Below are 22,927 nucleotides of genomic sequence, written 5' to 3'. Positions count from 1 at the left end.
ACCCACTCCTACCTTCCCCTTACAACGCAAATTGTTTCCTTTCTTTGAATGCTGTATGATGGAATCAATTAACAAATTTATTTACCGAAGGAATTAAGAATTATCTCCAAAAAACATCGAAAGAGTGATAACGATGCGCGTTGCAATCTTCGACTTTGATGGGACCTTATATTCGTCCGAAACGTTTCAGCTGTTAATGAACCACCTCAAACACCACCCTATCCATAAGTCCAGGTATAAATCATTTTTCCGTTCCATCCTTCCACCGTACATAGGATACAAGATGAAACTCGTGCCCGAATCCAAGATGAGAGAACGTTCGATGCAAATCTATTTGGACTCCCTCAAGGCATTGTCCAAGCAGGAGCTGGAAGACTATTTTGCAGAACTGACCGATTCTGTCAAGCGTGGGTTTAACAAGGAAATCACACAAAGACTTCAGCAGCACATTCAAGACAATGTCCAAGTGATGCTTGTCTCGGGAGCCTATACGCCACTTTTGCAAGCCGTGACGCGGGATTTACATTTTGACGAAATCATCGGGACTGATATCGAGTTTACAAAAGATGAGCACATCGACTTCAGCACACCGCTCTTCCATGTGCAAGGCCCTCGAAAAACCGAGAAAATAAAAGCAGCGCTGCATGGAAAACCGATCGATTGGGAAAACAGTTTTGCCTATGGCGACAGCCTTTCGGATCTACCTGTCCTGGACCTCGTTGGAAACCCGGTAGCCGTCAATCCTGAAAGCCGCTTAAAAACAATAGCGGAACAACGGAATTGGGAAATCATCTAAAAAACGAAGCCCTTTCCGGCTTCGTTTTTTAACCTTACTACCTGGGCGGTGCTTCAGGACACCATCTTCAAACCGACGACGCCAACGACAATAAGCAAAAAGCTGATAATCCGGCCAGCACTTCTGGATTCTCCAAAAAATATCATGTTAACCAAAACAGCCCCGGCTGTTCCGATTCCGATCCATACTGCATAAGCGATACTCACTTGTAAATAATGGAACGCCAAATATAAAAAAGCAAAACCTCCACCGAATCCAGCCAAGTATAACAGTCCGCTACTCACCGTTTTTTTCTGACTATATTTTTTAAGTCCAATAACACCGACCAATTCACTACTAGCTGCAATCAATACATACAACCAACCCATTATAAAAATCCTTTCCTAACTTTCTTTTCTTCGACACGATCTGCCATATTCAATCCGATCACACCAATTACTAATATCGTAATGAAAAACAGTTTGCTGTTACTCAGTTCTTCACCAAAAAAGTAGACATCCATTAACGCTGTTCCCATCGTACCGATAGCCGCAAATACGGCATAAACAGTTCCTGTCGGCAAGTTCTCACAAGCTTTCGTCAAGTAATAAAAATCGATTAAAATGCAGCAAATAATTAATGTCCAATGCCACCATGCACTAGCTACATTGAATCCATAAATCCAAACGAGCTCAAAAAAGCTCGTCAATGCAACATATATCCATGACTTTTTCATAAAAATAACTCCTTTTCCCAATGACTGACTATCATTCATTAAGTTAAATAAATAACAAAGATAGCATTTAAAAATTTATTTTTCCGCCATGCCAAGAGCATTTCTTAAAAATTCATTGACTTCCGCTTTCTGAATTCGAGCCTGTTCTTCCTGATTCATGTCGTATAAATAGATCTGTTCGGCTGCAGATTCTATTAGACCAATAATAAGTTTAGCTGTCCGATCTGGCTGAATGGATAGACGGATCTCTTCTTTTTCCTTTCCTTCTTGTAAAAATTGGCTAAGCCATTGATAAAATGGGGCATAAACTGTCTCCCATTCTTTTAAATGTTCAGTGGATGCCAAACCCGAATATATCATGGCAAGCACTTCATGATAATCCTTTGTCACTAGAAAAATAGCATCTACAAGCTGCTCCATCCTCTCTTGGAAGGGGGCTCTGTCTTGCACAGTTTTATGAACGACCTCTAAAGTTTTTTCAACCATCACTTCGGCAATTGCTGGCATAAGTGCCAATTTTGATGGAAAATACAAATAAAACGTGCCTTGCGCAACTTGGGCTTTTTTAACAATGTCGGATATTTTCGTCTTCTCGATTCCATTTTCTTGAAAAACTGTTATTGCTGCTTGTATGATAGCTGTTCTTTTTCCCATGTAAAAACCCTCCTCAAAAGTGACTGAACGTCATTCATTATATGTGAAACATTTAACAAATTCAATAAGTTTGCCTCGATAGATAAATAATAAAAAAATTTTATAGCTGGTCGTAAGACCTCCTAATCGTTGTAATGACGGTATTGTAACCGGTTACTTTTTTTAAATATTTTGACATCGACGAATAATACGTCTTGTAATTTCCTATAATTCATGATAATAATTTATATTCATATACAAAAATCAACAGAATGGGGTTTGTTACATGACAGGACGATATGAGTCTTCGTTGGAAATGCATCAAATTCATAAGGGTAAAATGGAAACTGTCTCAAAAGTTCCGTTGGAAAATAAAACGGACTTAAGTTTAGCGTATTCTCCAGGTGTTGCAGAACCCTGCGTAGAAATCGCGAACGATCCCTCACTTGTATACGAATATACAATCAAAGGGAATTTGGTGGCAGTTGTAACGGATGGAACTGCTGTTTTAGGCCTTGGGGATATTGGACCGGAAGCTGCGCTGCCTGTCATGGAAGGGAAAGCACTGTTATTGAAACGGTATGCAAATATCGATTCATTCCCAATCTGTCTGGATACGAAGGATGTCGATGAGATTGTTCGTACAGTGAAGCTCATCAGTCCGACATTCGGTGCGATTAATCTGGAGGACATTTCGGCGCCGCGTTGTTTTGAAGTGGAAAGAAGATTGCGCGAAGAGCTGGATATCCCAGTTTTTCACGATGATCAACATGGGACGGCAATTGTTGTCGGCGCCGGATTATTGAACGCGCTGAAAGTCGTCAATAAAGAGATTGGTTCAGTACGAATCGTCGTAAATGGAGCTGGAGCAGCAGGTATTGCAATTATTAAACTGCTTCGCAATCTCGGCTTTGAGGACATCGTCATTTGCGATTCGAAAGGGATTATCTATAAGGGTCGGCCAAATGCTATGAATCCTGTCAAACATGAAATCGCAGAAATTACAAATCCTCAGCTCTTGACGGGCTCCCTGAAGGATGCCATGATGGGCGCTGACATATTTATCGGTGTTTCTGCAGCCAACATCTTGACAAAAGAAATGATTGAGTGCATGAATGTTGATCCGATTGTCTTTGCTCTAGCAAACCCACTTCCGGAAATCGACCCTGGTTTGGCAAAAGAATACGGCGTGCGGATCATTGCGACAGGAAGATCGGATTATCCGAACCAAGTGAACAATGTGCTGGCATTCCCAGGGATTTTCCGGGGAGCGCTTGATGTCCGCGCAACGGAAATTAACGAAAGTATGAAGTTGGCGGCGACCCACGCCATTGCGGACATCATTGATGATGCCGATTTGACGGATGACTATATCATCCCCGATCCTTTCGATGAGCGTGTAGTCAACCGAGTCGCGCAAGCCGTAGCACAAGCGGCGATGGATACGAATGTTTCCGTCAGCAAACAAATGCTGCTCAAGCAGGGCTAAAATCGAATGCTGCCACAGCTTGTAACGGGCTTGCCCAACTACATCCATGGCTGTTCAAACAAAAAAGTAGAGGATGGAATTATTGGAATTCCCCATCCTCTACTTTTTATTTGACTTCACCCTTCTCCCATATCCACATGGAGGGTACCGTCCGATTGGACCTCCGCATAAAAAACTTGGCTAATATGACCAATCCCTTGTTTAATTAACTCCTCTTTCAACCATTCCTCCGTCAAATTCAACTCCTCGAGATTTTCGGGAATCAATTTATAATCGGAAATGATTTCAGTTGGGATGAATTTCGGTGGCGGGGCTGGGGCTTTCACGTCTTTTTTAGTTGCGGGTTCTTGATCACTTTTTTTCATAACACTTAGTTGTCCATTCGTCTCTAAAATAGCATAGTGAACATCCTTGATGGAGAAGATGCTCTGTTCCCTCAGCATCATGCTCAGATCATTCAAGTGAAGTCGTGTTTTCTCCATGGACTTTTTCATAAGTTTCCCTTCTCTGATGATTATCGTTGGCTTATCATCCAAAAAGGCTCTTGCTTTTTTGGATTTAAACGCCAGATAATTGGTTAGTATCGTCAAGACGGCCCACCAGACCATTGCAACAAGACCATCCAAAAAAGGCATCTTTGATTCACCCGCAATGTCCGCCGCAATAGATCCAATCGTAATACCCGTCACATAGTGGAAAAAAGTCAATTGGGAGATTTGCTTTTTCCCCATGAATCGTGCAAGAATCAGCAAAACGATAAACGTCATTGTTGTCCGGATGATCATTTCCCAAAAATCCAGTTTTAATATATCCTCCATTTTCACATGCACCTCCGCTATACTGGAAGTGTCACTCTAATGTGAAGAAGGTATACATACGGAGGAATGAATCATCCTATTCAGTATCTTCTCGTGTATCGCCATTTTTATATATCGTCAAGGAGCGCTCGCTTCCTCGGCCAAGCTGTCTGGCTGGCGAGGAAGAACCCGCTTCTATTTTTTCTGCAAGATAGTGGGTCCTTTCAAACAGGATGGACCGCAAATGATCTAACCTCCTCATGACTTTATCAATCAACCCTTCTTGGTTGTCCAAGCGATGCAGTACTTCCTTTTGTGAACTCTCATAATCAATTGCCTTTTCCGCTAACCGACGCTGTACTTCCACTTGCCTCTCCATTCGATTTGCCAATTCACCATTTAATTGTTCCAGCTTATCAAGTCGGTCTTTCAACTCCTCAGCCGCTTGCCAAATCGGAAACCATTGTGTTTCCATGGCCTTTTGGAATTCAGCCTGCATGCGAATATTCTCCATCGTCATTTTATTGAAGAAGCGGTTCATCTCTTCCACGATTTCTTCAGTTCGCTTGTCATGCTGTTTCCTGTTATTCGACTGCTCATCTATCATCTGATATTGAATGGCTTGTAGCCGTCTTTGCTGGCGAAGAACGTTTTCTAACACAGCACGATGCTGCAAAAATTTGGAGTGTTGTTCTTCTTTCCACTCTGTCAGGAAATCTCTCTTATATAAGTCCTGATTCTTCCCATCCAGGCTGGTTTCGTTTATATAAACTGACGGATGGCGATCAGCATTCATATATAATCCCATATAATCCTCCCTTCTTCCTTTCTATATTATGTATTATAAAAAAAATAGCTACAGGAAACCAAAACCTACCATCCAAATAAGTTTAATGGTATCTTGGAAAGAAGAGAGGATACGAGGAGTGGATTAAAGTGGAATCATTTACCAAGACGGAGAAGCAGCGAGAGCTTTTACATAAGATTAATGAATTAAAAGCCCGTTTTACAGGAAGAGAGCCTGAACTAGACAAACTGAATTCGTTTCCGTATGAGGACTTTAAAGATTTAAAAGATATTGATTACCATCGGTTGACGCTGCCAAAAAAGTATGGTGGCCAAGGCCTAGGTCTGTATGAATACATTTTAGCACAAGAAGCGATTTCTGAAGGTAGCGGCTCGACCGGCTTATCGATCGGTTGGCATAATGGAATCGTTCTGCAATATGTTGAAAACCGGCATTGGAATGAAGAGGCCGCCGATTGGCTTCTAAAGGAGATTGGAAAAGGGGCGCTCATCAATACGGCAGCCTCGGAAAACAATGCAGGAAGTCCATTGCGCGGTGCTTTGCCGACGACGACTGTCAAGTTATCGGGAGATGAATTAGTTGTCCATGGAGAGAAGACCTACACCTCGGTGGCACCTGTCCTCGATTATTTCCTTGTTACCGCAACCAATGAGAACGATCAAGTGGATCTGATCATTATTCCTCGCACCACGCCCGGCGTGTCCATCAAAGAGACGTGGGATATGCTGGCGATGCGCGGCACGGCGAGCCATAATCTTGTGTTGGACAATGTAAAAGTTCCCGTGACGAACGTCTTGCAGCAAAATTCTTTGAAAAAGCCGGAAAATAAAGGTTGGCTGCTCCATATTCCGGCTTGCTATATCGGGATTGCAACGGCTGCAAGATCGTATGCGTTGGAGTTTGCCACTTCCTATGTGCCGACTTCGTTGGGCAAACCTATTGCCGAAACTCCGAATATCAAGCAACTGATCGGGGACATGGAACTGGAGTTGACAACAGCTCGCCATCTTTTGTACGGAACGATCGAGCGCTATGAACATGCAGAAGACCGTTCCCGGTTCGATGAAGCCCTTGGCGTCACAAAAGTTGCTGTGACCAATGCGGCGATCCGAATAGTCGATAAAGCGATGCAAATCGTCGGCTCGCGCGCCCTCTCAGAGTCCAACCCGATGCACCGTTATTACTTGAACGTACTGGCAGGGCTTTACAATCCGCCGATGGAGGATATGGAGAAGACGAAACTGGCAGCCAAAGCCATTCAGCAGTTTGGTAACAAATAAAAAAGCAGGTGGAGGAAGTTGATTCGCTTCCATCCACCTGCATTATTTAATCACTAGACAACTTTTTCACTGTTTAATTCCACTCGTATGGAGTTTGTTGATAGACGTAATAATTCAGCCAATTGGAGAACAAGAGATGCGTATGGGAACGCCATGAATTCAAAGGGTTGGCGGTTACATCATCATTCGGAAAATAATTTTCAGGCATATCAATATCGATGCCTTTTTGTAAATCCCGTTCATACTCCTCGGCCAGTGTCGTAGCGTCGTATTCCAGATGACCCGTGATCATAATATGTTTTTCATCTTTGGAAATAATGATAAAAGCACCCGCATCCTCCGACTTAGACAGTAAAATCAAGCGTGGGTCGTTTTCAATGTCTGCCAACGCAACATCCGTATAGCGAGAATGCGGCGCTTTAAATTCATCATTGAAACCGCGCGCTAAATTGATCGTCGAATCGGTTAACGTATGGCTATAAATGCCGGAACACTTTTTAGGAAGAGCATACTTGTTAATACCGTAGTGATGGTACAAAGCGGCCTGGGCACCCCAGCAAATATGGAGCACCGACGTCACGTTCCCCTTCGACCAGTCCATGATCGTTTTTAATTCTTCCCAATAATTCACTTCTTCAAATTCCAAATGCTCGATTGGTGCACCTGTGATAATCATCCCGTCGAAGCGGCGATTTTTCACTTCTTCGAACGTTTGATAGAACGCGTCCAAGTGGAATTTGCTAGTATTTTTCGACTCATGGGTAGCCATTGTCATGAACGTGATATTCACTTGTAAAGGCGTATTTCCCAACAGTCTGAGCAATTGTAATTCCGTTTTCTCCTTCTCGGGCATCAAGTTTAGAATAATGATATTCAACGGACGGATATCTTGAGAGACGGCCCGTTCCTCATCCATGACGAAAATCTTTTCCTCTTTCAGTAGTGCACCTGCCGGCAAATGCTTCGGTATATTAATTGGCATAACCCATCTCTCCCTTTCCTCTGTCAATCGTTCAGTTAAAAATAAAAACCTCTTTTCCGTATGATAAGAAAAGAGGGTTTGTATTCGCTCTGTTCTTATCTCTCAAGAATTCATTCTTGATGGAAGTAGCACCTTTCTCACAGGGTAGAGGTTGCTGAAGTGTCATCGGGCCAGATCCCTCGACTTCTCTTGATAAGAATATTTGATTGTAATGTATAGGTTATAGTTAATTATACTATTAATTCCTACAATGTAAACGACAATTCTCACGCCCTGAAATCTTCTGGCTCACACTATTAATATTCTGTTCTAGGCCATTTTTTTATTTCTGGCGTTTTTTAAATTTTCAAGTACAATATAGATAAGTTATATAAAAAATAGAAGTAAAGGAGATTTCAACTATATGCGAAGTTTAGGTATTGTCAGGAAGGTAGACCAACTTGGAAGGATTGTTATTCCGAAAGAGTTGCGAAACACATTACAGCTAGGTACTGGGACTCCAATGGAGATTTTTGTGGATGAGGATATGATCCTCTTGCGCAAATACACAATCAGCGAAGCATGTGCCGTAACAGGTGAAGTGACACCGGAAAATAAGATGTATTCCAATGGCATGTACCTTAGTCCCAAAGGGGCCCAGATCCTTCTTGAAGAAATTGAACACAATCGATAACAAAGGAATTATTTTCTATTGATAATAATCCCTTGCTCATATATAATAAATACACAAGCTGCATTGTTCGTATACACATTAAGTTTTAACCTTTAAGCTGTAAAAGGGAGTTTTATATAAGAACAGGAATGGCATGCCCGGTTCCTTAGGCAATCGGGACAAACAGGAATGTTTTTGCGAACACCCACTTTGAGGAGTGGTGGTTTAAAACTTTCTATGATACCTATACGGCAAAGGCGGCTTCTATTACATATAAGCCAAGGAGCTACTCTACAGTGGAGGGTAGCTCCTTTTTAATTTATTTCTTTCACGGATCTGTCCGACAGTTTGGGAAATGATTTTATGAAAGGAGTCGCATGCCTTTGAAACGTCTTGTCATTACTGGTTATAAACAGCATGAATTGGGTATCTTTGATGAAAAACATCCCGGCATCCGATTTATCAAAAAAGCGATCGAGAAACGCCTGCTATCATTTCTCGATGAAGGGCTGGAATGGGTGCTCATTAGCGGGCAGCTTGGCGTCGAGACATGGGCAGCGGAAGTCGTGCTGGACTTGAAACGTGAATATCCCGCTTTACAGCTTGCCGTCATGCCCCCTTTCCTTGAACAGGAAAAGAATTGGAATGAATCGAAGCAGGAAGCGTATCATGCCATCGTAGCGCAAGCCGATTTTTATAAGCCGCTCACCAATAAACCGTATGAGGCCCCATGGCAATTCAGTGAAAAAGATAAGTTTTTTCTAAGGAATTCGGATGGGTTGTTGATTGTATACGATGAAGAAAATGAGGGGTCTCCGAAATTCGTAAAAAGGATGGCTGACCAGTTTGCGGAGAAAACCGATTATGAAGTGTTTTCGATTACAGCGGACGATTTGCAAGTTGTGGCGGAAGAGGAACAACTGCAGGACATGTACCAAGCTTCCGATTTTGACATCTCGTGAAGCTTGGCATTAGGAGATTCACTTTTTGGTGTCCTCTCTTTTTTTGTTGTCTTTCTTGGCCGCGTTATTTTGCCCGATCACTTGCAGATCATCTACGCTCCGGTCATAGCCGTACCCATATTCTTCCCGGTCTTTTTGGTTCTTATTATTTTTATTCGTCATCTTATCACCTCCGTCCTATTAGTCTGTTCGTTTCCCCTGCATTTATCCCGACAATTTGATTTGGTCGCTCTCGGTTACGGTTCACTTGCGCTCGACTAGCAGTTGCTTACACTTAGTTAATAGTTGCCTGCATTCGGGCCGCAATTGCTTGCGAACAATGCAAATCTCCCACAAAAAAAGCCGAGCTTCAAATCGCTCAGCTTTTATCCCGCCTTTTCAGGCAAGCTTGTATGAAACTATTAAAAATTTGTAGAGATGGGGCATCGCCCGCTGCGGCCAATCGCTCGGGATGCCATTGAACACCGAGAACAAATTGCTCTGCCCTGCCTTCAATTGCTTCCACTACTCCGTCATTGGCAAATGCGGAAATCCGAAGTGTTGCCGCCACCCTTTTCACGGCTTGATGGTGAAACGAATTCACTTGGATGCGACCACAATCAACCATTCCTTCCAGGAGGCTGCCCTTTTCAATTTTCACCGTATGGGATGGATGGGTCCTCGGCGCTTTTTGAGCATGCTGCAATACAGGTCGATCGATTTGGCATTCAATATCTTGGAATAGATCACCGCCGCAAGCGACGTTCAGCAACTGAATTCCACGACATATTCCCAAAACAGGCTTCTCCTGCGACACCATCTGTTGAACCAGGGCAATTTCCGTCCTATCTCTTACAGGAGAAACTTCCCCTAACCGTGGATGTGGTTCTTCCTCGTAGTACATCGGATTGATGTCTTTCCCACCTGTCAACAACAGTCCATCCAAAAGCTCGGCCATCTGTCCCACGTCTGCTTCTATGTCCGCTGGAATGATAATGGGAAGACCTCCCGCTTGCACAATGGCGGCCATATACTCAGGATCGATTTCGTGTTTCCCATCGGCATTCATATTCGATGTCAACCCAATAACCGGTTTCATCCCATACCTCCCTTGACCTTACTGAGCAAGGTCGTTGATAAAACCCTCAATCTCCTCTTGCGTCTTCCGGTTTTTGCTGACAAAACGTCCGGCCTCTTCCCCATTATGATAGGCTACAAAGCTAGGGATTCCAAAAATATCCATCTCTTGGCATAAGTCGATAAAATCGTCTCGATCCACATATACAAATGTATATTCCGGGAAATCCGCTTCAATTCCAGGCAATATTGGCTCAATCACTCTGCAATCTGGACACCAATCAGCGGAAAACATGAAAATCGTTTTTCCTTCATTTTTCAAAGTCTCGAATTGTTCAATATTCTCTAGTTTTTTCATTTTACCATCCCTCCGTTATTTATCTTTAAAGGTCCACATACACCATTTTCCGATATCGACAAAGCCGATTCGTTTATAAATCACTCCGGCATCTGGGTTATCATAAAACAGACAGAGCATTTTCCCTTCACTCAACAGTTCTTTACATAATACGGACATGCAGTAGGAGGCGAGCCCCTTTTTTTGGTGTTCCGGTAAGGTCCCCACTCCGACAATCATGGCCGATTGGCTGTTTTCGGCTGTGCTGGAGGCTGAGCTTATGATTTTTCCGCCCTCCTCAATATACCATGTTCGCCCGCTTCCATTACGCAAGGTTTCCCTGTTCCGCTCGACATTTAATGTACTGGTGGCGAATTCGGGAATACCTTGTAACTGTTCCACGATCCGCTCCGCATCTTCAGGAACTGCCCGTTTCACTTCAATCGAGTCCGGTACTTTTTGCAATTGATCAGCACGTTCACATTTTGCATAATGGAGTACCCGAGGTTCCGCCGGTTTTTCATTCAGATAAGGCTCGACTTGGCGAATGATGGCTTCAATTCCGGAAAGAAACTTGAAATCACGGTCCCGATTCATGATATCTGCTAACCCTTTCGCATCAAACTCATCCGGCGCGTAGACAATAAAGTTATCCGTGAACTTTAATAAAATGCCTCGCAACATTCCTGATTCTGTAAAATCACCCCATAATGTCTGAATGGGGTTATCGAAACCATACATTTCGATATCTCCGATGATGAATAGATTCTCAGCCGGTTTTTCGGATACAAAATCCATCGCAGCCTGCCGATCCGTTTCTGTCAACTTTCGTATCACCCGTCATCCCTCCTCTATCCTCCAATTTTACCGCAAAAAAATACGAAAAGAAACTTGCCCAGATCTTGGGATTGTCCTTTTCGTATTTCTTTACTTATTTGGTTAAGAAGAAGGGGCATCCTTATGGAGAGGTGGTGGGATGATCCAGCCTTTTTCTTTGTTCATGCGCAACAGCTTGCCTCCGAACATCGCTTTGTCCGCAAGGTATTTACCAAACATCATGGCGATGTCCTCACGTAGACATTGGCCCATCACTTGGCTGATGGAAACCATACCTTGCCCGACGTTGATCGAAATGGCCGCACTGATTTCCGGGTCCATGAATCGTGCGCCCGGCGGAATATCCTCAGCGTCCGCTTTCGGTCTTTCCGGAAGCGATGGGGGTGGAGTAATTCCATTTTCTTTCAAGACTTTTTCGAGTTCCTTATTTTCCGAGCGCATCGTCTTAACCGCTTCCTCCAACAGGTTAATCAAGTCACGGTCCCCTGCATGATTCATGAACGCCTCATAGCCACTGATTAGCCCGTTATTTGCACCGACGTATGCCCAAATCCCGATAACTTCTCCGTAATGCAACGGTTGCTCTTCTGGATTCCCACTTAAAATGCCCAATTTCAGCCATCCTCTTTTCATTTATTTTTTCCCTGATTAGTTCGGGTCACTCCTATTATGTGAAGTTGGCGTTTTTCCTATACAGATTTTCTCAATCATAATAACCGGTGATCAGGAGAAGCTATAGTACGTAGAAAAAGGAGGCTTTTCAAGTGCGTCACTGGCTTTTATTCCCCTTGTATCTTCTCATGCTTCTGCTTGTTTTCTTCAAGGTGGCTTCCGCAAATGAGGAACCTACGAAGGAGGAGATTGTACAGAACCGAATGCAGCTGTATTTGCATTTTGAAGACGAATCGATTCCTTGGTATTACTTAGCGGCAATCGACCAATTCGAACGGAATATACAGCAAGTCCGGAAAGACATCCCGAAAAAAGATGGGGCGATCTCCATCACCTATTCCAGCGAATTCTGGGCAGGCGCCTTGAATCCCGAGCCCGACGATATGTCACCTCAGTCAATTGCTTATTTCGCCGGCAATGGAGCGGATGGCAATGGAGATGGCTTCGCCGATCCAAATGACGATGAAGATACCCTATTCACGATGGGTTCTTTCCTCAGCAAGTACGGACCTGCAGAAGAGGATTTTGAGTCGGCTTTATGGGATTATTACGAACGGGAAGAAACTGTCAACCAAGTGCTGACCATTGCCAAGCTTTTTAAGCATTTTGAAACGATTGACCTGGATGAACATGCGTTCCCCCTTCCCCGGCAGCATAATTATAGCTACCGAAGCACGTGGGGCGCGAAACGTGGATGGGGTGGCAGGCGTATCCATGAAGGTACCGACCTGTTTGCCGGTTACGGAGTTCCGGTCCGGGCCACTTCGTTCGGTATTGTTGAAGTCATGGGTTGGAATGAATACGGCGGCTGGCGCGTGGGTATCCGGGACCACCATAATACGTACCACTATTTTGCCCACCTCGCCTATTTCAATAAAGGCCTGAAGGAAGGGGATATCGTGGAACCTGGTACGATCATCGGCTATGTCGGCAATTCAGGTTACGGAAAAAAAGGGACATCCGGTAAGTTCCCGCCACATCTACATTATGGGATGTATAAATATAATGGACGGACCGAATGGGCTTTCGACCCCTTCCCTTCCTTACGGATATGGGAACGGTCCGGTTCATGAGGGAATGGCCCGTTTGTTGAAGAAAACATCTGCAAAATCAAAAAATTACTATTGACTTTTATCCCTGATTTGTTATATTTGTTAGTATTAATTCCAAATTCAATATTGTTTTAAACATTTTGACGGAGAAGCTTTGTGGACCGAAATCTTTAGAGAGCTAATGGCTGGTGTGAATTAGCGGTTTCTGCATAAAGTAGCACTCCTGAATCGATAGACCGAACAACATTATGATCAGTAGGTCTATACGACTCATGCACGTTACGCATGCTGGAAGGCTGTCAGTTTTCATTTTGACAGCGAATAAGGGTGGTACCGCGTAAGTAACAAGCTTTTCGCCCCTTACATTTGTAGGGGGAGGAAGGCTTTTTTATCTTTATTCAGCCGAAGACCCCCACCTCTACATTTGGGGGATAAATCTAGTTTTGTCCGGCGGATGTCACAGATTTTGAAAGGAGTTAATCGAGCAAGCTCGATTCAAAATCTGGACGCAATTACGCCGAGGCGTAATTGATTTTCATACGAAACGAAAGGGGAAAGAAAAGGTGTAATTATTCAGATGTCGGTAACAATTAAAACTGCATGTACATAGGAAACCTATATGAATGAAGGAGAGAAAACGGAAATGACTTATAATATTTTGATCAGTGATCCACTTAGTGAAGATGGTATTTATCCACTACGACAAGCGGAAGGATTCAACATTGTCATTGACACGACAAACACCCCCGAAGAACTTGCTGAAAAAATTAAGGATTTCGATGCTCTCTTAGTAAGAAGCCAGACACAAGTGACAAAAGAGATAATCGAAAAAGCAGAGCGCCTGAAAATTATCGGCCGTGCTGGTGTAGGTGTCGACAATATCGATTTGGATGCAGCGACAGAACATGGAATTATTGTCGTTAACGCACCGGATGGCAATACCAACTCTGCGGCTGAGCATACAGTTGCGATGCTCATGGCATTGGCCCGTAAAATCCCACAAGCCTTTAATTCATTGAAAAATCAAAAATGGGATCGGAAGTCATTCATCGGCGTTGAGTTGAAGAACAAAACATTAGGTGTCGTTGGGCTTGGACGAATTGGTGCGGAAGTAGCTGCCCGTGCGAAAGGTCAGCGAATGAACGTCATTGCTTACGATCCATTTTTGACAGAGGAAAAAGCGAAAAAATTAGGCGTTGAATTCGGTACGGTGGAAGATGTGTTGAAAGCGGCAGACTTTATTACAATCCACACGCCATTGTTGAAAGAAACTCGCCATATGATTAACAAAGAAGCGTTCGAAATAATGAAAGACGGTGTCCGCATCATCAACTGTGCACGTGGCGGAATCATCGATGAGGATGCCCTGTATGATGCGATTGTTGAGGGGAAAGTGGCAGGGGCAGCTCTTGACGTATTCGAAGAAGAGCCATTCGTTGACCACAAATTACTGACCCTTCCGGAAGTGATCGCGACTCCCCATTTGGGAGCAAGTACGATAGAAGCGCAAGAAAGTGTTGCAATCGATGTCAGCATCGACGTCGTCAACTTCTTCACAGGGGGAACAGTCAGAAATCCAGTTAACTTGCCTTCCGTCTCTAAAGAAGTGCTTGCTAAAATCGAGCCATTCTTCGACCTTGCAGAAAACTTGGGAATCTTCCTTTCCCGTATCCATAACTCGGTCATTGAGGAAATCAATATCCACTATTCCGGAGAACTTGCGAATTATGACGTACGGCCATTGACACGCAATACGGTGAAAGGCCTGTTAAAACGAAATCTCGGCAACCATGTGAACGATGTGAACGCTAAGTTATTGGCTGACCGTTTCGGTATCAAAGTGAATGAAACTAAAACAACTACGACCAAAGGTTTCCTGAACTTGGTCACCGTCGAAATCGTTACCCAACGTGGCACAAGAAGTGTTGCAGGTACATTGCTCAACGGACTCGGACCACGTATCGTGAAAATCGATGACTACGTCGTGGACTTCACACCGGCCGGGCACTTGCTGTTCATCAAACACCACGATCAACCGGGAGTAATCGGTCGTGTTGGTACAATGCTTGCCCAAGAAAATATCAATATTGCGACGATGCAGGTGGGCAGATCCTCTGCTGGCGGTGACGCGATCATGATGTTAACGGTAGACAACCATGTTGAATCCGATCAAGTAAAACGCATAAAAGAGCTTGATTACATCCATGATGTGAAAGCAGTCGATTTGTAATATAAGATAGAAAAACGCTGATTCCGATGAATCAGCGTTTTTCTACTTATTGAATGGCTTCCTTATGTGTTAATTCCTCTAAAATGTCGAAAAGCTTGTCCAGGTGATCGATTTCATATGTCGGAGTCACTTCATCACTTGGCGCTTTTTGCTCCCGGTTGATCCACACATTTCGCATGCCTACTCGGGATGACCCGAGAATATCGGTCATAAGATTATCTCCGATCATCAATGCTTCATCGGCCGACCCATCCACTATCTCCAAGACATGCTCAAAAATCGACGCGTCCGGCTTCCCTATTCCGAATGCTCCGGAAATGACAATATGATCGAAATAAGGCGCGATTTCTGGTGTAATTTCCAATTTTAGATGTTGTAAGCTCGGGGAACCGTTCGTCAAGAGCACCAAAGTATAGTGATCTTTTAAGCGATCCAGCACTTGAAATGTTTCTTCGTAAACAAATGGGTGCTTCTTTCTTTCTTCCGGGAACAACTCCGCCAACTCTTGGCCAAGTTGCGGATCATCAATTCCTAGTTTTTTTAATCCACCGGTCCAAGCATCGCGGCGATAACCAGGGACGATTTCTTTCATTTTCTGAAAGGATTCCCCTTCATCATCAAATGTACCCCATAATCCTTCAAATGGATTGATGCCGATCAGCTGGGTGTGTGCATACGTTTCATACGAAGCATATAGATTTCGCGCCTCTTCCCTCACTGCTTCTTCAAGTGCTTCAGGATTGACTTCTACCGCTTCTGCAGCTCGCTCGCATGTTTTACGGAATGCCGTGGCAACGCTATGTAGATCCCAAAGCAATGTATCGTCCAAATCAAAAATAATTGTTTTAATCATGGCTTCTCATCTCCTCCTTGCTCCATTATACATAATCAATTACACGTTGTCGGCACGGTTTCTCACTTTCTATATGAATCGTGATGACTACTACCGTGCTTTCAGGGTAAACTGTGGGAAGCGAATGTGGAATGGAGGAAAAGAATATGCCAAACCATTATTTTATTGGAATTAAAACACCCTCCTCAATCCGAGGCCAGGTGGATCAGTACCGGGAGAAATTCCGATTAGCCGACTATTATAAAGTGATCCCTCACCCGGAAGATCTGCATATCACATTGCTTTTTCTCGGTGCTGTGGAAAGTAAGCATCTTTCATCGATTCAACAACAGCTGTCCGATATCGCAAATAAAATTCAGTCTTTCCAGTTGGCAGTGGATGGATTTTCTTTTTTCGGGTCCCCGAAAGGACCGCGGGTTGTCTACTTATCTGTAAGCCACCCACCTGAACTGGACACCTTGCAGCGGGAAGTAAACACGAAAATCACATCATTGCTCGAGATGCCGCAAGACAACCGGTTCACACCTCATATTACAATTGCGAAAAAACTAAAGTCCCATAATTCCCAGCAAATCGCAAAGGAGAGTTTTGATCCAATCCCCTTCCCTGTCAAGGAGTTCACTTTATTCACCATCCATCCGCAACAATCACCAAAGTATGAAGCGGTGGAAGTCTTCCGATTGATGCCAGGCACCGAAACAAACATCAATGTTTAACATTCGCGCTTGTTTCAATAAACATGAATGTTCGGGTGACTGTCACCTTAACCGAAGCCAGCCTTTGTATTTGAACCAAAGCAGCATGGATACTCCTATGACCAGCATAGCGAGCAGGATGATGAAATATCCATAACGCCAATGTAGTTCGGGCATATTATCAAAGTTCATGCCATAGACCCCAGCGATGAAAGTCAACGGGATAAAGATGGAAGAGATGATTGTCAACGTCATCATAATACTATTCATCCGATTGGAGTTGATGGATAATTGGCTATCCCGGATATCCGCCGTCAGCTCCCGGTTCAGTTCAAGGATTTCCCCCAACCTCAACAGATGATCGTATATATCCCGGAAATACGTGTGTTCATTATGAGATAGGCCCAAGCGTTCTGAATTAAGGATCCGATAAAGCAATTCCCGCATCGGATAGATGGTCCGGCGCAATCGGAGCAAATCGCTTCTGACTTCAAACACATAATCCATCGACAAATGGACGGTAGATGGCGATAACTGCTCTTCGACATCGTTTAAATGGTCCTCGATCTGATACAGGATCGGAAAATAGTAATCGACGACTTTGTCCATGATCAGGTAGGTCAAGAAGACACTGCCCCGCTCCCATCTATTCATTTGTTGCACCATTTTATCCCGTACTTCCGACAATTCCCGAAGATTATTGTAGTGAAATGTCACGACGAAGTCCTCGCCTTGAAAAAGGTTCAGTTCCTCCGCTTCCAAGTCATCCTGGCATAGGGAATGTAAAACGAAAAAGGCATATCCATCATAATAATCCATTTTGGGTCGTTGTAGACGTTGTAAGCAATCTTCAATAGCCAACGGGTGGAATTGAAAATAGGAGTGCAAATATGACTCCTCCTCTAATGTCGGCCGGTCAAAGTCGATCCAATACCATTGAAAGGAGAGAGTGCGAAGATCCTCCAAATTGAAATCGAATATCCATTCATCGTTTGTAGTAAGCCCCATTGTCCGGATCATCGTTCGCCCCTCTTTCTAACCCGCCCATTCTTGTTTCAAGATCGTACCTTGAAACTTTAACATTGTCCACCGAACTGTTCTCGATTACATAATTCAAGGTGTACAGGAAATACTGATGGAGGAATAAAGAATGCAAGGATGTGGAGGTTGTGGAATTTTTCCACTCACAAGAATCGTTGACCGCGGTGCAATGGACATTACGGGCCGTAATCGCTTTTTTCTTTTTATTGATCGTGACCAAGTTAATGGGGGAACGGTCCATCTCTCAGTTGCGGCTCATCGATTTTACGATGGCCTTAATTTTAGGGAATATTCTGGCCCACCCTCTTTCTGATGAAGGATTAGGAATGAAAGGGTCATTGATCACCACGACCGTTTTGACGATTTTGTATATTTTATTTATATTCTTGACTTTAAAATGGAACGCCTTCCGAAAGTTGATCGAACCAGCTCCCTACCCACTCATTCAAAACGGGGAGATACGGTACGCCAATTTACGGAAGGCACGAATTACAATTGATCACTTATTGTCAGAGATCCGGAAAGAGAAAATCGTCGAAATTGAAAGTATTGCATTGGCATTATGGGAACCGGACGGTACGATTTCTTTTTTCCTATCTCCTCAACAACAGCCGTTGACTCCAATGGATGTTCAATTGGTAAAGAAGCCATTTTCATTCCCAGCCATCCTAATTCGAGAGGGGAAGGTCGATTCGGTAGGGTTGCAGCAGGCAGGTAAAGATATGGAATGGTTGAAGGATAAGCTTTCCTTTCACCATGTGGAAATCCGTGATATCCTGCTTGCCACAATCGATCAGGGAGAAATGTTGAAGTTCTATTATTATCGTTAGCCGAGAAAGGTCAATGTTTCGGCAAACTCATGGATATGATCCCGATCTGCCCAAAGGACGAAAAATTGATATAGCTGCCCTCCGATTTCTACAGGCCGCGGATAGCGGACGATGAGCGCCGCCTGATGTTCCATTATAATCGGCTGGTCCTCGGACGGAATGACGAAACAGGCGGATTCACCTTGAATTTTGGTTTTCATGATTTGGGGCGACGTCCCGTACGGCAGCAGCCCATGAAACGCCTCATTATGGCAGACCTCATCGATGGATGTACCGGATACAGCTGAAATCTGAAAAAAGCCGTTTGGCCCTTGGTACTTTTCCTCCCGCACTTCATTCCAATCGGCGGGGTATTGGAACTGAACCTTATACAGTTCGTTTGAATAAGTTTTCTTCGACGCCGCATTACGGACTGTTGGCGACCATTGGAGCGACTGGACATCCCTTTTCAACAAACGTTTGGGAACAGGTTGATTCAAAGAAACAGACCATATTTCTGTAGCAAACTGATTGAGTTGGCAACCAGAAAGGTAGGCAATTTCTGTTCCGTCCGGAGACCATGAGACCGGCGTCGAAAAGCAGTTCGAGGTGGTCCACACCCTCTCTCCTTCTCCCCGACGACCGACCGTCCGTATTTGGGAAAAATATGCACTGTCGCTGAAACCAGTAGAGCTAAAGGCGATTTTTGATGAATCTGGGGACCATACCGGGAAATAATTTTTACCAAGCGGCCCACCTTTCACTCTATGCACCTGTCCGGTTGCAAGATCGACTGTATGGATGATGGAGACACTGACCCCCGGTGTGGTATACAAGGCAAAAGAGCCGTCTGGTGATAATCGGACATTTTGTAAAAGCCCTTCCGTGTTTTGCGTCAGCAGCTGTTTCCCTCTCCCGTTTGTCCGGATGCGGTAAAGCTGACTTTTCCCCTTAGTATCCGCCGCTTGAAAAAGTAATTCAACACCGCTCGGAAACCAATTGATATCGGTTACCCCTGGCTGGCGAATTTGATTTGCTTCGTGTGTCGTTACGTCATACAACATGATGCTGCCGCGCGCTGCATAGGCAAGTCGTCGGTTATCCGGAGACCAAGACAGGAAGGTGTTCCCCTCCTCCAACCGATCAATGGCCGCTATTAGGCGAGTATCAAGATAAATGACATAGACAATCCGTCCCTTTCCAACAAAGGCTATCTTATTGCCATCCGGGGACCAGAACGGGTGCGAGAACGAATCGCCTATCCCATTCGTCAAGCGCTCCTGTTCTCCGCTTTGCGGATGGAAAATCCCTATGTCATAAGTGTCGTCACGTCTTAATGTGTAAGCGATCACCCCTTTCTGTCCCAAAGGAATGACTAATTGTTGACCAATAAATATAGTATAAGGCGGCGACAATTGATTGGCTGCAATCAGGGCGGCAGCTGAAATTCCCCAGCGTGCGGCTATTCGGTTCACCGTATCACCGGGTCGGACCCGGTAAAGAACCTGCATCTCCAACACTCCTTTCTTTTTTATTCCGGCTGGTCGAATAAAACATCTGAGTCGGGTCATAGTAAGGGAGGAGATATGGCGGGCAAAGCGAGATTCAGCTGTTTTTTTAATATGAATACAAATTGGAGGGATAGCAATTGGAGTTGAAGCGTGCCAAACAGATTGTCGCCTCCCCTGGCGATATTGAAGTCAGTTATAATGGTGTTTCTGTATGGATTGACCAGATTCATGAGGACGGAAAAACGGCAACAGTGCATTTGCGAAGATCGTTGGAGGAACGATCCGAAGTGGCGATTGCCGAGCTCAAAGAGGGCTAATCGATTCATTTGGCAAGCCCCGTAGAAACGGGGCTTTTTTGGTTCAGCTTCTGGAGGGTTCCGTAAAACCTTTAATAATATGAGTGTGTCCATCATCTTCAGTCGTTCTGATTTCTACATAATGGGTATGATACCCGCCAGGCAAGGGGATCGGGGTGCTTGTATAGGTTTCGTATTGATGGATATGCCCATCATCAAAAGTAGTATTGCCGGTCATCCAGTGGACATGGCCTTGTTCAGTTTCAATCGGGGTGCTCGTGACACCTGGATGAAGATGGACATGCCCGTCTTGGCAAGTGGTCGCCCCACCATGTCCATGCGTATGACCCTCCCCGTCTCTCCGTTGTTCGACTGCAGTTTGCCATTGAGGGTATCCCATTTCTTCGGGATACATCATCACCCCATCATAATGGTTAAACATATATTCAGGCTGCAACCTACCCACTCCTTCTTCTATTCGTCCTATCTAACGTATGTCTGAATCGCAGCGTAAGTTACCTCTCATTTAAAAAAGGTTGACTGCCCGGGGCAATCAACCTTTTTTATCATTTGCTATGGTCGGAAATGGTTATCTTGTCCTCATTTAACAACATATTTGAAACAGTGAATTGTTCCATGTCCTGCTGCAGTTTTTCCGCGAGTTCCGCCAACACTTGTGCACTGGATGATATTTCTTCATTCGCGGCCAGCTGCTGTTCGGTCGCGGCACTGGTCGATTGTGCTTCTTCGGTTGCCTGCAAGGCTAACTCTTGTGTTTTGACCGCCCCTATTGTGACTTCGTCAGTCATGGCCCGGATTTGTTCAATGGCCGCAGCCACCGTGGTCACTTTATTATGCACATCCAGCTCGGCTTGCTCGATCTGCTTGAAGATGTCCGCGGTTTGTTCGGTGATGATCCGTCCTTCTTCGACACGTTGGTTTCCTTCTTGCGTACTCTTCACAGCCCGATTTACGTTCTGGATCATTGTATCGACCATTTCGCCGATATCTTGTGCGGATTGCTTCGATTGTTCCGCAAGGTGCCGTACCTCTTCCGCAACTACAGCAAATCCTTTCCCGTGCTCACCTGCCCGCGCAGCCTCAATGGCCGCATTTAATGCCAACAAATTGGTCTGTTCGGCTATTGCGGTAATAAGCCCTGTCACATTCCGTATCTTCTCTGAATGGCTCGCCATTTCGTTCATCATTTCCGTCGATTGGCGAATCGTCGAATTAATAACATTCATCTGGTTGGTGACATCTTCCATGAATGTGGAACCTTCCGTCACCAATTGTGCCACTTTTTCGGATGAACGGAGCATGTCCTCATTATCTTCGGTGATCTGGTCGATTCCCGCCACCATCTCTCCCATCGCTGTTGACGTCTCATTAATAATCCTGACTTGCTCGTCACTGCCTGCCAAATTACGCTCTGAGATTTCAGCCACCATTTCGGAAGCAGCCAAGCTCTCTTCCGAACTGGCGGACAATTCCTCGGCTTGGACTGCCAACTGAACGGAGGTGTCCCGTGCACGGGAGATGATTCCGCGTAGGTCATCCGTCATTTCATTCAACGCAGCTGACATATCGCCGATTTCGTCTTTATTCCGAATGCGGATAGGCTCGATGGCCAAATTCCCTCCTGCGATTTCCGAAAGTGCATCCGTCATTTGACCGACCGGACGAGCAATACTGCGACCGATGAAATATGCCACGATGATGCTAACCGCGATTGATAATGCGATGATGGTGATAATCATCGTGAGAGTAGCCTGAATCTGGCTTTCGATATCACGTTCCGCTACCTCTTTTGCATTCATTTGAAACTCGATGAGACTATCGATATTGTCATTGATCGTCTTTTGGATAGCTGCCGCTTCAGCGGCTATCGAGTGTGCTCTCTCCTCGTTGCCCCGATCCAATTCTATCAACAAGAGATTGACCGTCTCGACATATTCCTCCCTCGCATCCTTGATCTTCATCAAGGTTTCACGAGCACTCTCCGTACGGATAATGCCGTCCAATTCATCCCACGTATCCGTGAAATGTTCGCCCAATTGCTCTCGGTTCTCAAGATACGATTGATTTTTGTAAAGGAGATAGCCCCGGATATTGCTGGTGGTTTCGTTCTGTAAGGAGGCCAGGTTTTCTAACATTAACACTTTCTTGATACGATCATCGATCAGGAAGCGGTAATCTTTGTTCATAGAAGAAATAGACCAGAAACTCGTACCCCCAACAATGATCAGTAATAAAAGGACCGAGAGGAAACCGCCCCATAACTTCCGTCCGACTGTAAATCTCATATTGTCACCCCTAAGAATTTATGTACAGAGCATATTATAGACTAATAGGATTATGGAGTATAGTCTGAAAGATACTTAAATTTCTTTTATATACCAATAAATAAGACTGTATACCTAC

At 44.5% G+C, this 22,927-nt stretch carries 26 protein-coding genes, 1 other RNA gene, 1 riboswitch and 1 other annotated feature; of the genes, 11 read left to right on the top strand and 16 right to left on the bottom strand.

Translation table 11 applies throughout. The features are described 5' to 3' along the window. The first annotated feature begins 133 nt into the window (after nt 1-133). Complete coding sequence (locus AB1K83_RS03630; RefSeq protein ID WP_413056790.1) at nt 134-796, top strand: HAD family hydrolase; 663 nt, start codon at nt 134-136, stop codon at nt 794-796. A 53-nt stretch (nt 797-849) separates the two neighbouring features. Here AB1K83_RS03630 and AB1K83_RS03625 read toward each other — a convergent pair whose 3' ends face one another. The 3 genes from AB1K83_RS03625 to AB1K83_RS03615 all read right to left on the bottom strand — a co-directional run bounded on the left by AB1K83_RS03625 (nt 850) and on the right by AB1K83_RS03615 (nt 2,165). Beyond that, complete coding sequence (locus tag AB1K83_RS03625; protein ID WP_413056789.1) at nt 850-1,164, bottom strand: DMT family transporter; 315 nt, start codon at nt 1,162-1,164, stop codon at nt 850-852. Then, nucleotides 1,164-1,511: a DMT family transporter gene (locus AB1K83_RS03620; RefSeq protein ID WP_413056788.1), complete on the bottom strand. Its 348-nt coding sequence runs from the start codon at nt 1,509-1,511 to the stop codon at nt 1,164-1,166. The genes AB1K83_RS03625 and AB1K83_RS03620 overlap by 1 nt, the downstream gene beginning before the upstream one ends. 75 nt (nt 1,512-1,586) lie before the next feature. Beyond that, nucleotides 1,587-2,165: a TetR family transcriptional regulator gene (locus tag AB1K83_RS03615; protein ID WP_413056787.1), complete on the bottom strand. Its 579-nt coding sequence runs from the start codon at nt 2,163-2,165 to the stop codon at nt 1,587-1,589. A 265-nt stretch (nt 2,166-2,430) separates the two neighbouring features. Between AB1K83_RS03615 and AB1K83_RS03610 the strand changes: the two genes are divergently transcribed. Next, nucleotides 2,431-3,633, top strand: a complete 1,203-nt coding sequence (locus AB1K83_RS03610; protein ID WP_413056786.1) for an NAD(P)-dependent malic enzyme — start codon at nt 2,431-2,433, stop codon at nt 3,631-3,633. A gap of 116 nt (nt 3,634-3,749) precedes the next feature. Here the strand turns inward: AB1K83_RS03610 and AB1K83_RS03605 are convergent, their stop codons facing one another. Continuing rightward, entirely contained in the window at nt 3,750-4,451 is a 702-nt protein-coding gene (locus AB1K83_RS03605; RefSeq protein WP_413056785.1) for a DUF421 domain-containing protein, read from the bottom strand. A gap of 76 nt (nt 4,452-4,527) precedes the next feature. Beyond that, nucleotides 4,528-5,238, bottom strand: a complete 711-nt coding sequence (locus tag AB1K83_RS03600; RefSeq protein WP_413056784.1) for a hypothetical protein — start codon at nt 5,236-5,238, stop codon at nt 4,528-4,530. Between the two features lie 128 nt (nt 5,239-5,366). On the opposite strand from AB1K83_RS03600, the gene AB1K83_RS03595 reads away from it, so the two are divergent. Further along, the gene (locus AB1K83_RS03595; RefSeq protein ID WP_413056783.1) at nt 5,367-6,518 is read left to right on the top strand and encodes an acyl-CoA dehydrogenase family protein; all 1,152 of its coding nucleotides are present in this window, start codon (nt 5,367-5,369) and stop codon (nt 6,516-6,518) included. A 73-nt stretch (nt 6,519-6,591) separates the two neighbouring features. Here AB1K83_RS03595 and metA read toward each other — a convergent pair whose 3' ends face one another. Next, on the bottom strand, nt 6,592-7,500 hold the full coding sequence (gene metA / locus AB1K83_RS03590; RefSeq protein ID WP_413056782.1) for a homoserine O-acetyltransferase MetA: 909 nt from the start codon (nt 7,498-7,500) through the stop codon (nt 6,592-6,594). A gap of 92 nt (nt 7,501-7,592) precedes the next feature. Next, nucleotides 7,593-7,699: riboswitch (SAM riboswitch) on the bottom strand. A 204-nt stretch (nt 7,700-7,903) separates the two neighbouring features. On the opposite strand from metA, the gene AB1K83_RS03585 reads away from it, so the two are divergent. The 3 genes from AB1K83_RS03585 to AB1K83_RS03575 all read left to right on the top strand — a co-directional run bounded on the left by AB1K83_RS03585 (nt 7,904) and on the right by AB1K83_RS03575 (nt 9,114). After that, nucleotides 7,904-8,173, top strand: a complete 270-nt coding sequence (locus AB1K83_RS03585; RefSeq protein ID WP_413056781.1) for an AbrB/MazE/SpoVT family DNA-binding domain-containing protein — start codon at nt 7,904-7,906, stop codon at nt 8,171-8,173. A 52-nt stretch (nt 8,174-8,225) separates the two neighbouring features. After that, a non-coding RNA gene (ssrS, locus tag AB1K83_RS03580) (6S RNA) lies at nt 8,226-8,420 on the top strand. A 109-nt stretch (nt 8,421-8,529) separates the two neighbouring features. Continuing rightward, nucleotides 8,530-9,114: an SLOG family protein gene (locus tag AB1K83_RS03575; RefSeq protein WP_413056780.1), complete on the top strand. Its 585-nt coding sequence runs from the start codon at nt 8,530-8,532 to the stop codon at nt 9,112-9,114. Between the two features lie 18 nt (nt 9,115-9,132). Here AB1K83_RS03575 and AB1K83_RS03570 read toward each other — a convergent pair whose 3' ends face one another. From AB1K83_RS03570 to AB1K83_RS03550, 5 genes are all read right to left on the bottom strand, one after another. Continuing rightward, nucleotides 9,133-9,276 (bottom strand): hypothetical protein, encoded by a 144-nt coding sequence (locus AB1K83_RS03570; protein WP_413056779.1) that lies wholly within the window; start codon nt 9,274-9,276, stop codon nt 9,133-9,135. A gap of 196 nt (nt 9,277-9,472) precedes the next feature. Further along, a complete protein-coding gene (locus AB1K83_RS03565; protein ID WP_413056778.1) occupies nt 9,473-10,192 on the bottom strand; it encodes a gamma-glutamyl-gamma-aminobutyrate hydrolase family protein in 720 nt (239 codons plus the stop codon). A gap of 18 nt (nt 10,193-10,210) precedes the next feature. After that, entirely contained in the window at nt 10,211-10,528 is a 318-nt protein-coding gene (locus tag AB1K83_RS03560) for a thioredoxin family protein (RefSeq protein WP_413056777.1), read from the bottom strand. Nucleotides 10,529-10,543: 15 nt separating this feature from the next. Then, on the bottom strand, nt 10,544-11,344 hold the full coding sequence (locus AB1K83_RS03555) for a GNAT family N-acetyltransferase (protein WP_413056776.1): 801 nt from the start codon (nt 11,342-11,344) through the stop codon (nt 10,544-10,546). A 102-nt stretch (nt 11,345-11,446) separates the two neighbouring features. Then, on the bottom strand, nt 11,447-11,956 hold the full coding sequence (locus tag AB1K83_RS03550; RefSeq protein ID WP_413057075.1) for a DUF3231 family protein: 510 nt from the start codon (nt 11,954-11,956) through the stop codon (nt 11,447-11,449). Between the two features lie 188 nt (nt 11,957-12,144). Here AB1K83_RS03550 and AB1K83_RS03545 point away from each other — a divergent pair, with 188 nt between their 5' ends. Together AB1K83_RS03545 and serA are read left to right on the top strand one after the other, a co-directional pair. After that, nucleotides 12,145-13,089, top strand: coding sequence for a M23 family metallopeptidase (locus AB1K83_RS03545; protein WP_413057074.1), 945 nt, complete (start codon nt 12,145-12,147; stop codon nt 13,087-13,089). 110 nt (nt 13,090-13,199) lie between these two features. Next, nucleotides 13,200-13,432, top strand: a binding site (T-box leader). Between the two features lie 279 nt (nt 13,433-13,711). Further along, nucleotides 13,712-15,298 (top strand): phosphoglycerate dehydrogenase, encoded by a 1,587-nt coding sequence (gene serA, locus AB1K83_RS03540; protein ID WP_413056775.1) that lies wholly within the window; start codon nt 13,712-13,714, stop codon nt 15,296-15,298. A gap of 46 nt (nt 15,299-15,344) precedes the next feature. Here serA and AB1K83_RS03535 read toward each other — a convergent pair whose 3' ends face one another. After that, a complete protein-coding gene (locus AB1K83_RS03535; RefSeq protein ID WP_413056774.1) occupies nt 15,345-16,151 on the bottom strand; it encodes an HAD family hydrolase in 807 nt (268 codons plus the stop codon). A 146-nt stretch (nt 16,152-16,297) separates the two neighbouring features. Here AB1K83_RS03535 and thpR point away from each other — a divergent pair, with 146 nt between their 5' ends. Continuing rightward, nucleotides 16,298-16,867 (top strand): RNA 2',3'-cyclic phosphodiesterase, encoded by a 570-nt coding sequence (thpR, locus tag AB1K83_RS03530; RefSeq protein WP_413056773.1) that lies wholly within the window; start codon nt 16,298-16,300, stop codon nt 16,865-16,867. Between the two features lie 42 nt (nt 16,868-16,909). On the opposite strand, the gene corA is transcribed toward thpR, so the two are convergent. After that, on the bottom strand, nt 16,910-17,866 hold the full coding sequence (gene corA / locus AB1K83_RS03525; protein ID WP_413056772.1) for a magnesium/cobalt transporter CorA: 957 nt from the start codon (nt 17,864-17,866) through the stop codon (nt 16,910-16,912). A gap of 149 nt (nt 17,867-18,015) precedes the next feature. On the opposite strand from corA, the gene AB1K83_RS03520 reads away from it, so the two are divergent. Beyond that, nucleotides 18,016-18,717 carry a DUF421 domain-containing protein gene (locus tag AB1K83_RS03520; RefSeq protein ID WP_413056771.1) on the top strand — a complete coding sequence of 234 codons (702 nt, stop codon included), beginning with the start codon at nt 18,016-18,018 and terminating at the stop codon, nt 18,715-18,717. Here the strand turns inward: AB1K83_RS03520 and AB1K83_RS03515 are convergent. Continuing rightward, complete coding sequence (locus AB1K83_RS03515) at nt 18,714-20,207, bottom strand: LysM peptidoglycan-binding domain-containing protein (RefSeq protein WP_413056770.1); 1,494 nt, start codon at nt 20,205-20,207, stop codon at nt 18,714-18,716. The genes AB1K83_RS03520 and AB1K83_RS03515 overlap by 4 nt on opposite strands. A gap of 137 nt (nt 20,208-20,344) precedes the next feature. Here AB1K83_RS03515 and AB1K83_RS03510 point away from each other — a divergent pair, with 137 nt between their 5' ends. Continuing rightward, nucleotides 20,345-20,524 carry an H-type small acid-soluble spore protein gene (locus AB1K83_RS03510; protein ID WP_413056769.1) on the top strand — a complete coding sequence of 60 codons (180 nt, stop codon included), beginning with the start codon at nt 20,345-20,347 and terminating at the stop codon, nt 20,522-20,524. Nucleotides 20,525-20,567: 43 nt separating this feature from the next. Here the strand turns inward: AB1K83_RS03510 and AB1K83_RS03505 are convergent, their stop codons facing one another. Together AB1K83_RS03505 and AB1K83_RS03500 are read right to left on the bottom strand one after the other, a co-directional pair. Then, the gene (locus AB1K83_RS03505; protein ID WP_413056768.1) at nt 20,568-20,960 is read right to left on the bottom strand and encodes a YmaF family protein; all 393 of its coding nucleotides are present in this window, start codon (nt 20,958-20,960) and stop codon (nt 20,568-20,570) included. Nucleotides 20,961-21,069: 109 nt separating this feature from the next. After that, a complete protein-coding gene (locus AB1K83_RS03500) occupies nt 21,070-22,809 on the bottom strand; it encodes a methyl-accepting chemotaxis protein (protein WP_413056767.1) in 1,740 nt (579 codons plus the stop codon). Between the last annotated feature and the right edge of the window lie 118 nt (nt 22,810-22,927).

The organism is Sporosarcina sp. 179-K 3D1 HS, assembly GCF_047228905.1.
Classification (GTDB): Bacteria; Bacillota; Bacilli; order Bacillales_A; family Planococcaceae; genus Sporosarcina.
Note: the sequence above shows the minus strand (reverse complement) of the source record. Positions and strands in the feature narration are given on the sequence as shown.